This is a genomic window from Streptomyces sp. RLA012 (assembly GCF_056270325.1).
In genome coordinates, this window is sequence record NZ_JBWDPA010000002.1 from 9,395,176 (window position 1) to 9,405,744 (window position 10,569).

9 protein-coding genes are annotated in these 10,569 nt (G+C 71.0%); 2 read left to right on the forward strand and 7 right to left on the reverse strand.

Annotated elements, in window-relative coordinates:
- Window positions 1-16 precede the first annotated feature (16 nt).
- The 6 genes from RV986_RS42765 to RV986_RS42790 all read right to left on the reverse strand — a co-directional run bounded on the left by RV986_RS42765 (window position 17) and on the right by RV986_RS42790 (window position 7,609).
- A complete protein-coding gene (locus RV986_RS42765) occupies window positions 17-1,162 on the reverse strand; it encodes an aromatic ring-hydroxylating oxygenase subunit alpha (RefSeq protein WP_475922531.1) in 1,146 nt (381 codons plus the stop codon).
- Window positions 1,163-1,173: 11 nt separating this feature from the next.
- Window positions 1,174-2,328, reverse strand: a complete 1,155-nt coding sequence (gene solA / locus RV986_RS42770) for an N-methyl-L-tryptophan oxidase (RefSeq protein WP_475922532.1) — start codon at window positions 2,326-2,328, stop codon at window positions 1,174-1,176.
- A gap of 56 nt (window positions 2,329-2,384) precedes the next feature.
- Window positions 2,385-4,913, reverse strand: coding sequence for a GcvT family protein (locus tag RV986_RS42775; protein WP_475922533.1), 2,529 nt, complete (start codon window positions 4,911-4,913; stop codon window positions 2,385-2,387).
- A 40-nt stretch (window positions 4,914-4,953) separates the two neighbouring features.
- Complete coding sequence (locus tag RV986_RS42780; protein WP_475922534.1) at window positions 4,954-5,382, reverse strand: MBL fold metallo-hydrolase; 429 nt, start codon at window positions 5,380-5,382, stop codon at window positions 4,954-4,956.
- On the reverse strand, window positions 5,379-6,464 hold the full coding sequence (locus RV986_RS42785) for an S-(hydroxymethyl)mycothiol dehydrogenase (protein WP_475922535.1): 1,086 nt from the start codon (window positions 6,462-6,464) through the stop codon (window positions 5,379-5,381). The genes RV986_RS42780 and RV986_RS42785 overlap by 4 nt, the downstream gene beginning before the upstream one ends.
- Before the next feature lie 317 nt (window positions 6,465-6,781).
- Entirely contained in the window at window positions 6,782-7,609 is an 828-nt protein-coding gene (locus RV986_RS42790) for an IclR family transcriptional regulator (RefSeq protein ID WP_475922536.1), read from the reverse strand.
- A gap of 215 nt (window positions 7,610-7,824) precedes the next feature.
- Here RV986_RS42790 and RV986_RS42795 point away from each other — a divergent pair, with 215 nt between their 5' ends.
- Together RV986_RS42795 and RV986_RS42800 are read left to right on the forward strand one after the other, a co-directional pair.
- Window positions 7,825-8,184, forward strand: coding sequence for a bifunctional 3-phenylpropionate/cinnamic acid dioxygenase ferredoxin subunit (locus tag RV986_RS42795; protein ID WP_475922537.1), 360 nt, complete (start codon window positions 7,825-7,827; stop codon window positions 8,182-8,184).
- Complete coding sequence (locus tag RV986_RS42800) at window positions 8,181-9,440, forward strand: NAD(P)/FAD-dependent oxidoreductase (protein WP_475922538.1); 1,260 nt, start codon at window positions 8,181-8,183, stop codon at window positions 9,438-9,440. Before RV986_RS42795 ends, RV986_RS42800 begins: the two co-directional genes overlap by 4 nt.
- A 90-nt stretch (window positions 9,441-9,530) precedes the next feature.
- On the opposite strand, the gene RV986_RS42805 is transcribed toward RV986_RS42800, so the two are convergent.
- Window positions 9,531-10,196 (reverse strand): hypothetical protein, encoded by a 666-nt coding sequence (locus RV986_RS42805; RefSeq protein WP_475924641.1) that lies wholly within the window; start codon window positions 10,194-10,196, stop codon window positions 9,531-9,533.
- Between the last annotated feature and the right edge of the window lie 373 nt (window positions 10,197-10,569).

Below are 10,569 nucleotides of genomic sequence, written 5' to 3' on the forward strand. Positions count from 1 at the left end.
CAGTCGGTCGTGTGCCTCAGGCACCGTGACCTCCCAGCTGCTGGATCAGCCACGCGTGGAAGATCCCGATGTGGTGCTCGGTGGGCACCAGGACACCACCCTTCCGGTACGCCCGCGAGGTCATGGCGGGCTGCGTACGTTCACAGGCCTCAAAATCCTGTTCGTTGACCCGGTGGAAGAGCTCGACCGACTTGGTCACGTCCGCGCCGGACTCCACGACCTCCGGTGCGTAGAGCCAGTCGCACTCCACGATCGTGCGGTCCTCGGCGAGCGGGAACATGCGGTGCAGGATGACGTGGTCCGGGACCAGATTGACGAAGACCGTCGGCTTCACGGTGATCGCGTAGTAGCGACGGTCCTGGTCGTCCGCCAGGTCCGGCAGCCGGCCGAACCCCTCGCTGCCGTCGACGGTGAAGCCCTGGATGTCCTCGCCGAACTCGGCGCCGTGCCCGACGTAGTACTGGGCGGCATAGCCGTCGGCGAACTCCGGGAGGACGTCGACGAGCTCGGGGTGGATCGTCGCGCAGTGGTAGCACTCCATGAAGTTCTCGACGATCAGCTTCCAGTTCGCCTTCACGTCGTAGGTGATGCGCTTGCCCAGCGCCAGCTCCTCGGTGCCGTAGTGCTCGATGGCGGCCGCGTCGCCCAGCCGCTCCACGGCCGCGCCCAGCACCGTCTCCTCGAAGGAGGGCGGCTCGTCGGCCAGGCACACCCAGGCATAGCCGAGCCACTCGCGCAGCGCGACCTTGACCAGGCCGTACTCGACGCGGTCGACGTCCGGCATCTTGATCAGGTTCGGCGCGGCGACCAGCTTGCCGTCGAGGTCGTAGGTCCAGGCGTGATACGGGCACTGCAGATTGCGCCGGACCTCGCCGGACTCCTCGGTGCACAGCCGGGCCCCGCGGTGACGGCAGATGTTAAGGAAGGCACGCAGCTCACCTGTGCGCGAGCGGGTGATCAGGACGCTCTCCCGGCCCACCTGGACGGTGCGGAAGGCGCCGGGCCCGGCGAGATCCGCGGAGCGGACGGCACAGAACCACATCGACTCGAACAGGGATTCCTGCTCCTGCCGGAAGATCTCCGGGTCGGTGTAGTAGTGCCCGGGGAGCGTGGCGATCAGGCTGGGGGAGAGGGGGGACGGGGGGACGGGGGTCGTCGTCACGTGCGTACTCCTCAGGCGGGCGCGGCGGCGAGGCGGTGGGGGTCGAACAGGCCGATCGGGTGATCGGTGGCGCCGGTCATGGCCAGGTCGGCGAGGATCTCGCCGACGACCGGCACGAACTTGAAGCCGTGCCCGGAGAAACCGCAGGCCACGGTCACGGAGTCCGGGTGTGCGGGATGACGGGCGATCACGAAGTGTTCGTCGGGGGTGTTGGAGTACATGCAGGTGGCGGCCTTGAGGAAGGCGCCCGGCAGGTCCGGGATGTGCCGGGCCATGTGATCGGCCATGGCCCGGATCTCGCCCTCGTGGACCGTCCGGTCGATGGTCTCCGGGGTGGTCACGACCCCCTTGCGGAAGAAGGCGACCTTGGCGCCGAGCTCCGGCCCGTCGATGGACGGGAAGCCGTACGCCTGGACGCCGGCCGCGTCCTCCCAGATGTAGATGGGGTGGTTCTCGGGCAGGAACGGCTGGACCCCGCCCTTCGGCTGGAACCAGTACATGACCTGTCGCTCGATCGTGAACGGCACCCCGAGATCGGTGAGCAGCTGCGGCGCCCACGCGCCCGGGCAGATCACCAGCTGGGACGCCGTGTAGGTGTTCTCCGCGGTGTGGACGCGCACTCCGTCCCTGTACGGCTCCCAGCGGGTCATCGGTTCTTCGAACTGCAGGTCCGCGCCCTGCCGGGTGGCGAGCTGGAGGTGCGCGGCGACGGTGTTCTCGGGGCGGACGAGCCCGGCCCGTGCCTCGTACAGCGCGACCTCGTCGTCCTGGGGGTTCAGGGTCGGGAAGCGGCGGCGGATCTCGGAGGCGTCCAGCATCTCGTGGGGCAGGTCCCACTGCTCGGCGGAGAGCAGGGAGCCGGAGACGGTCCGCGATTCCGGGCGCCCGACCATCACACCGCCGCACAGGGTGGCGATCTCCCGGCCCGTCGCCCGCTCCAGGTCCTCGTACAGCTCGTACGAGCGCAGCAGCAGCGGGACGTATGCCGGGTCCTCGAAGTAGGACTGGCGGGTGATGCGCGAACCGCCGTGGCTTGAGCCGCGGTTGTGCACCGGACCGAACTTCTCCAGGCCGAGCACGCGGACGCCGCGCGCGGACAGGTGGTGGGCGGCGGCGCTGCCCATACCGCCGAGACCGATCACGATCACGTCGTACGTGGGGGACACAGGGGCCTCCTCATGGCTTGTGGCCTTTTGGCCGGGCTCATGTCTATTGATCGGATTCAGCAGCGGATTCGGTTCATCCTGGGGTCGAAGAGGGGTTCCTCGGCGACGGTCGCGGCGACCTTCTCGCCGAAGTACTCGATGTGCACGCCCGTGCCGGTCGGCAGCGTCGGCAGCCAGGCGTACGCGACACAGCGGCCCAGCGTGTAGCCGTACGAGGCGCTGGTCACATAGCCGGCCGGGGCGCCGTCGACGTAGACGGGCTCCTTGCCGAGCACGACGGAGACGGGGTCGTCGAGGAGGAGCGGGGTGAGCCTGCGTGCGGGTTCCTCCGTGTCGAGGCCCTGCAGCGCCTCCTGGCCGACGAACCCGTCCTTCTCCATCCGGACCGCGAAGCCGACCCCCGCCTCGAACGGGTTGTGCTCGTCGGTCATGTCCACGCCCCAGGCGCGATAGCCCTTCTCCAGCCGCAGACTGTTGAAGGCGGAGCGCCCGGCCGCGATCACGCCGTGCTCCTGACCCGCGGTCCACAGTGTGTCCCAGAGCCTGAGCCCCAGATCGGCGGACGTATACAACTCCCAGCCCAGCTCGCCGACGTACGACAGCCGCATGGCCGTCACCGGGACGTGCCCGAGGTACGCCTCCTTGGCGCGGAAATAGCCGAAGCCCCCGTGCGAGAAGTCGTCGCGGGTCAGCGGTTGCACGAGAGCGCGGGCGAGCGGGCCCCAGACGCCGATGCAGCAGGTGCCGGAGGTGATGTCCCTGATCCGCACGTCGTCCGGTGCGTGCCGGGTCAGCCGGTCCAGGTCGGTGGGGGAGTTGGCGCCGATCTGGAAGCGGTCGCGGGCGAGGCGCGCGACGGTGAGGTCGGAGCGTATGCCGCCCGTCTCGTCCAGGAGCAGCGTGTACGTGACCGCGCCGGGCTTCTTGCGGAGGTTGTTGGTGGTCATGCGCTGGAGGAAGTCGAGGGCGCCGGGGCCGGTCACTTCGAGTCGGCGCAGCGGCGTCATGTCGTACAGCGCGACCTTCTCGCGGGTCGCCTTCGCCTCGGCGGCCGCGACGGGCGACCAGTAACGGGCCGACCAGGCGTCGCGCTCGGGAAGGGGGCCGAGCGTGTCGACGAGCGGCGCGTTCGCCTCGTACCAGTGCGGGCGTTCCCAGCCGCCGCCCTCCAGGAAGTACGCGCCGAGTTCCTGCTGCCGGGCGTAGAAGGGGCTGACGCGCAGCGGACGGGGCTGTTCCATCGGCTGGAGGGGGTGCAGGACGTCGTACACCTCGACGAACTGCCGCGCACCGCGTTCGCGGACGTACGACGGTGAGCGCTGCGCGTCCTCGAACCGGGCGAGGTCGCATTCGTGCAGGTCGATGGAGGCGCGCCCGTCGACCATCCACTCGGCGACCGCCTTGGCGACGCCCGCGGAGTGGGTGACCCAGACGGCCTCGGCCAGCCAGAAACCGCGCAGCCCGCGCGATTCCCCGAGCACCGGCATGCCGTCGGGGGTGAAGGAGAAGACTCCGTTGAAGCCCTCCTCGATCTCCGTCTCGCGCAGGGCGGGCATCAACCAGCGGCAGTCGTCCCAGCTCGGCGCCCAGTCCTCCTCGGTGAAGGGGTACGAGGACGGCATCTCCATGTCGTTCGCGCGCGCCTCGTCGTAGGGGAGGATCCCGAACGGATCGACGGGGAGGGGCTTGTGGGCGTAGCTGCCGATGCCGATGCGGTCGTGGTGCTCGCGGAAGTAGAGGTCGCGGTCCTGGAAGCGGAGGATGGGCTTCGAGGCGTCGGTGGAGGTGGGGGCGGTGCCTTCGGAGGTGGCTTCCGAGGTGGCTTCGGAGGTGCCGTCCGAGGTGGTTTCGGAGGTGGCTTCGGCCAGTTCGGGGAGCTGCTTGGTCTTCGCGTACTGGTGTGCGAGTGGCTGCAGGGGTACGTCGACCCCGGCCATGCGGCCGATGACCGGGCCCCAGAAGCCGGCCGCGGAGACGACGTGGTCGGCGGGGAACGTGCCGCGGTCGGTGACGACGGCGGTGACCTTGCCGTCCTCCTGTTCGATGCCGGTGACGGTGTGGCGGTCCAGGAAGCGGGCGCCCCTCTCGGTGGCGCGTTCCCGCTGGGCGCGGGCCGCGAGCACGGCGCGGGCCAGGCCGTCGTCGGGGGTGTGGAAGCCGCCGAGGACGGCCGACTGGTCGATGAGCGGCCACAGTTCCTTGCAGCGGGCGGCGCTGACGATCTCGCCGCGTATGCCCCAGGAGGCGGCGTAACCGGCCTTGCGGTGCAGGTCGGCGAGGCGCTCGGGGGTGGTCGCGAGCTCCAGACCGCCGACCGGGTTGAAGCAGGGGACGCCGTCGACCCGGAGGGTGTTGAACTTCTCCACGGTGTACCGGGCGAACGCGGTGAGCGTCTTGGACGGGCTGGTCTGGAACACCAGGCCCGGCGCGTGCGAGGTGGAGCCGCCCGGGGCGGGCAGCGGTCCCTGTTCGAGAACGGTGACGTCGGTCCAGCCGCGGGCGGTCAGCTCGTCGGCGAGGGAGCAGCCGACGATGCCGGCGCCGATGACGACGACACGGGGATGGGGTGCGGGCGTGCTGGACATGCCCCTCCTTGCCGGGGTGGGGAGTGAACGCGCTGAGGAGTCAGTGAGCGGGAACGTTCGGGCGCTCGGCGGCGACGGTGGTGTCCGCGCCGTGCCCGGTCCGTACGACCGTGTTGCCGGGGAGCGTGAGCAGCCGCTTGTGGAGGGAGGCCTCGATGGTGGGTCGGTCGGAGTACGAGCGCCCGGTCGCGCCGGGTCCGCCGTGGAAGAGAGTGTCCCCGGCACGGACCGTGTCCGGGAACGGGACGTGGAGCGAGCAACTGCCCCAGGTGCGGCCCGGGTTGTGGATCACCTGGTGTTCGATCCCGACTGCGGGTTTGCGCCGGCCGTCCGTCAACTCACCGTCGGGTTTGCGGCCGGGATGCGTAGCGGCCCACATGCCGTGGTCCGCGGGGTACGGCAGGAGGGGCGCGCCGGTGAGTTCCGCGAGCGTGGGGGCGGCGTCGACGAGCACCTCCTCGGCGCTCACAGGACCACCACCGAGCGGAGCACCTCGCCCCGGCGCATCTTCGCGAACGCCTCCTCGACCTGGTCGAGGGAGATGGTCTCGCTGACGAAGGCGTTGAGGTCGAGCAGCCCGTACAGGTACTGGTCGATGAGGAACGGGAAGTCGCGGCTCGGCAGGCAGTCGCCGTACCAGGAGGACTTCAGGGCGCCGCCGCGCGAGAACAGGTCGATCAGCGGGAGGTCGATCTTCATCTCGGGGTCAGGGACGCCGACCTGGACGAGCACACCCGCGTGGTCGCGCATGTAGAAGGCCTGTTTGTACGTCTCCGGGCGGCCCACCGCGTCGATGGCGATGTCGACCCCGAAACCGTCGGTCAGCGCGCGGACGGCCTCGACCGGGTCCGTGCCGCGCGAGTTCACCGTGTGGGTGGCGCCGAACTTCTCCGCCTGGTCCAGCTTCTTGTCGTCGATGTCGACGGCGATGACCTTCATGGCACCGTTGAGACAGGCACCCGCGATCGCCGCGTTGCCGACGCCTCCGCAGCCGATGACGGCGACGGTGTCGCCGCGCCCGACGTTCCCGGTGTTGACCGCGGCGCCGTATCCGGCCATCACACCGCAGCCGATCAGGCCCGCGGCCTCGGGGCGGGCGGCGGGGTCGATCTTCACCGCCTGCCCGGCCGCGACCAGGGTCTTCTCGGCGAAGGCGCCGATGCCCAGGGCGTTGCTGAGCGGGGTGCCGTCGAGGAGGGTCATCGGCTGGGTGGCGTTGCGCGAGTCGAAGCAGTACCAGGGGCGGCCGCGACGACAGGAACGACAGGTGCCGCAGGGCGCCCGCCAGGCGAGGACCACGTAGTCACCGGGGACCAGATCGGTGACGCCGGTGCCGACCGCCTCGATCGTGCCGGCCGCCTCATGGCCGAGCAGGAAGGGGAAGCCGTCGTTGATCGCGCCCTCCCGGTAGTGCAGATCCGTGTGGCAGACCCCGCAGGCCTGGACGTTGACGAGCACCTCACCGGGGCCCGGGTCGGGAACGACGATCGTCTGCACCTCGACGGGTGCGCCCTTCTCGACGGCGACTACGGCACGGACCTCGTGTGGCACGACAAGCTCCTCTGCTGTTGCGCAATGCACGATGGGTTGCGCGATGAGGAACATATTGAGAACGCCGTCATGGAGCCGTCAAGGGGTGGGCGTTAACCCTTGGCAAAAGGAACCGGGCGCCCGAAACGTGCCGGACATACAAAGGGGGCGGGCCCTGGAAAATCCCGGGCCCGCCCCCACAGGGGCGCGGGGAACCGCGCGACCAGCCACATGCGGCCCGCAGTTCACGGACGGCCGATACGCTTGTCGGCCTCCGTCGGCCTCCGTCGGCGGCGGTCCCGGCCGGCGGTGAAGCTCACCGACGCACTCGGCGGCTCTCAGAAGCCGTACCCCATCCGTCGCGACAGCTCGGCCCCCGCCGCCACCGTCCGCTTCGCCAGCTCCGGCAGCCGATCGGAGTTCAGCCGGTACACCGGCCCCGACACACTGATCGCCGCGATGACCTTGCCGTCGTGCGCCCGGATCGGCGCGGCCACCGCGGTGAGGCCGAGCTCCAGCTCCTCGATGGTGACCCCGTAGCCCTGCTCGATCACCGCCTCCAACTCGGCGCGCAGCATGGCCGTGCCGGTGATCGTGCGCTCGGTGAACCGTGCCAACGAACGCGCGAGCAGGCCTTCGCGCAGGGTGGGCGGCATGTGCGCGAGCAGCACCTTTCCGCTGGAGGTGGCATGCAGCGGGGTGCGCCTGCCCAGCCAGTTCTGCGCCGTGACCGACGCCGTGCCGCGGGCCTGCATGATGTTGACCGCCGCGTCGTCGTCGAGGACCGCGATATTGACGGTCTCGCCCAGCTCGTCGGCGAGTTCGCGGCAGACCGGGACGCCCTCCTGGGAGATGTCGAGGCGCACCGCCGCCGCTCCCGCCAGGCGCAGTACGGCGGCCCCCAGGTAGTACTTCCCGCGGTCCTTGGCCTGGGCCACCAGACCGCGGTTCTCCAGGACGCCGAGCAGGCGGAAGGCGGTGGACTTGTGCACATCCAGCTCGTCGGCGATCTCGGTGACCCCGGCCTCGCCGAGCCGGGCGAGGATCTCCAGCACGCTCACGGCGCGGTCCACCGACTGGACGGCGCTGCCCGTCCCCCTGCCGTTCTGCTTCTCGGGAGTCTCCTCGGTGTGCGTGTGCTCAGCCTGCTTCTGCGTGCGGGTCATAGCTCAACTCTCACCACCTGGCGGTCCTGTTCGGGCCGCAAATGCGGGAAGCCCTTGACGTGACGGGACCCCCGCGCGGATTCTGTTGCGCATAGCGCTCCCTCGTGCGCCATGCGAAACATCATGTTACCGAAGCGTCCGGAACCCGAAAGGTCTCCGGACCCACCTGGACCAGGAGGTCCCGGACGAAGAGTCCAGGACCGAGAGGGGGGCCCATGATTCCCGTCTGCCGCCTCGACGACCTCCCCGCGGGCGGATCCGTCCGTGTCGACACCACGCCGCCCATCGCGGTGTTCAACGCCGACGGCGAGCTGTACGCCATCGACGACACCTGCACCCACCAGGACGCCTCCCTCTCGGAGGGCTGGCTGGAGGGCTGTCTGGTCGAGTGCCCGTTGCACGCCGCCTCATTCGATCTCCGTACGGGTCGGCCGACGTGCCTCCCCGCACGCCGCCCCGTCCGCACCCACCGCGTCACCGTCGACGACGGAATCATCCACGTGCACCTGGCCGCGGAGGAGGGCACCCGCCGCATGAACGCTGTGACCGTGTGCGACGAAGAACGCGCCTCATGAGGACCGTGACCGTCGTCGGTGCCTCCCTCTCCGGGCTGTACGCCGCCCGAGAGCTCCGGGCCCAGGGGTTCGACGGGCGTCTGGTGATCGTCGGGGACGAACCCCACCGTCCGTACGACCGCCCGCCTCTCTCCAAGGACTTCCTCACCGGCCGCGCCGACGAGACCCAACTCGCCCTCACCGATGCCGAGGAGAGCGCCGAACTCGACGCCGAGTGGCTGCTCGGCGTCCGCGCCCGCGGCCTCGACCCGCGCGGTCGCACCGTGCTTCTCGACGACGGGCGCACCGTCTCCACGGACGGCGTGGTCATCGCCACCGGTGCCTCGGCCCGCCGTCTCCCGGGCGACCACCTCGCGGGCGTGCACACCCTGCGCACCCTCGACGACGCCCGCGCCCTGCGTGACGAGCTCTCCCGGGGCCCGCGCCGGGTCGTCGTCATCGGCGGTGGCTTCATCGGCGCCGAGACCGCCTCCTCCTGCGCCGGACTCGGTCACGATGTCACCGTCGTCGAGGCCGCCCCGCTGCCGCTCGTTCCCCAACTCGGCCCCGAGATGGCCGCCGTGTGCGCCGCACTGCACCGCCGCGGCGGCGTCGGCCTCGTGACCGGCACGGGTGTCGCGGGGCTGCGGGGGAGTGGTGTCACAGAGGGACGCGGCAGCGACGCGGCCGGTCCGGGGCGCCCCCGGGACGGCGTGGCGCGCAGCTCCGTCACCGGTGTGGAGCTCTCGGGCGGCCGGATCCTGCCCGCCGACGTCGTGATCGTGGGGATCGGCGCCACCCCCAACACCGGCTGGCTCGCCGGTTCGACACTCGCTCTGCACGACGGTGTGCTGTGCGACGACGGGTGTGTGACCGGACTGCCGCAGGTGGTCGCTGTCGGCGACGTCGCCCGGGTCGCAGGCGCCCGTGCCGAGCACTGGACCTCCGCCACCGAACAACCCCGTGTCGCGGTGGGCAACCTGCTCGCCGGCCGCACCCTGGAGACCGTACGGTCGCTGCCCTACTTCTGGTCCGACCAGTACGGCGCGCGGATCCAGTTCGCAGGGCGTCGGCAGCGGGCGGACACCGTCCGTATCGCCGAGGGCGCCCTCGGCGACGGTGCACCCGCCGAAGGCGGCTTCCTCGCGCGGTACGAACGCGACGGCCGTACGACGGCTGTGCTCTCCATCGACCGCCCGCGCCCGTTCATGAAGGCCCGTCGTGAACTTGCCCGCAGCGAGGGCCCGGCGGAGCCGGCCGACGCCGCGACCGTCTGACGGCACCTCGGACCACCTGACGGCCCCCTGGGGGGCCGACGGGTGAGTCTCAGGCACGAGTGAGCCGTGTGGGTACGGGCAGCCCCGTGGTCAGGGGTGCGACAACTGCCCGGCGCCGCCCTGTCGCCGTATTCGCTCCTGCGCACGCGCCGCCGTACGGGCCTGCCGGCGGGCCCGGCGCCGCTCACGCCGCAGGGTCCGTGCGGTGCTGCTCGGCTCGGACACCACTCCGTTGCGCTGATTCCACACCTGGCGGGTGACCCATACGTCGAGGGCGGCCCAGGTGGCCACGACCGTGCTGGCCACGCCGCTCAGGACCATCGGGAAGGCCAGCCAGGATTCGGCCAGTGTGCACAGGAAAGCGATCACCGCCTGGATCAGGGTCACGGCGATGATGAGCACCGCCCGGACGGCCGCCGTACGCACCGGGTCGGGCAGCCGACGCCGACGCGCGGGCTCCTCGATCCACAACGGCCGGTAGTACGCCTGCTCTTCGCGCACGTCCGTATAGCCAACGGCTGCCTCGGCCCGCTCGCCGACATGGCGGCGGCCGACGGCTGTCCCGGCCCGTCCGCCGAGGTGCTGGTGCCCACCGGCGGCAACGCCCTGTCCGTCGGGGTGTTGGCGCCCACCGGCAGTGATGTCCTGCCGATCCACGCGCTCGTACCCCCCGGTGTCACCCGCCGGTCCGTCGGCCTGCTGTCCGGCCGTGGAGGTGCCCCGCGTGTCCCTCTGTTCGTGCCCGCCACCGACCACGGCCTGCGCGCTCACCGGCTCGCTTTCGTCCATGGCGACCGCCCGCCCGCTCTTCCGGTCGCTTCCGTCCCCGGCAACGCCCTGCCCGCTCGACCGGTCGCGCTCGTCCGTGACGACGCCCTGTCCGTTCACTTCGTCGAGTCCGTCCGTCGTCGCGAGCCGCCCGCGCGTCCGATCGTCCCCATGCGACCGGTCGCGCCCGTCCACCGGAATGTCGCGATCCGGTGTCTGAGCGGCCGCTCGCGTCCTCACGGGCGCCGCAACGCCGATCCCGGGCGCCCCACCCCGCTCCGCCGTGCCCATCAACTCGTCACTCCCCACCGCCCAGCAGACCCTCGCACGGGTGTCATGTGACCCCGGCTCCCCAGTGGTT

Coding starts and splice junctions, on each gene's coding strand:
- RV986_RS42795 (WP_475922537.1), top strand. CDS start 7,825: ATGATTCCCGTCTGCCGCCTCGACGACCTCCCCGCGGGCGGATCCGTC.
- RV986_RS42790 (WP_475922536.1), bottom strand. CDS start 7,609: ATGACCCGCACGCAGAAGCAGGCTGAGCACACGCACACCGAGGAGACT.
- RV986_RS42775 (WP_475922533.1), bottom strand. CDS start 4,913: ATGTCCAGCACGCCCGCACCCCATCCCCGTGTCGTCGTCATCGGCGCC.
- RV986_RS42800 (WP_475922538.1), top strand. CDS start 8,181: ATGAGGACCGTGACCGTCGTCGGTGCCTCCCTCTCCGGGCTGTACGCC.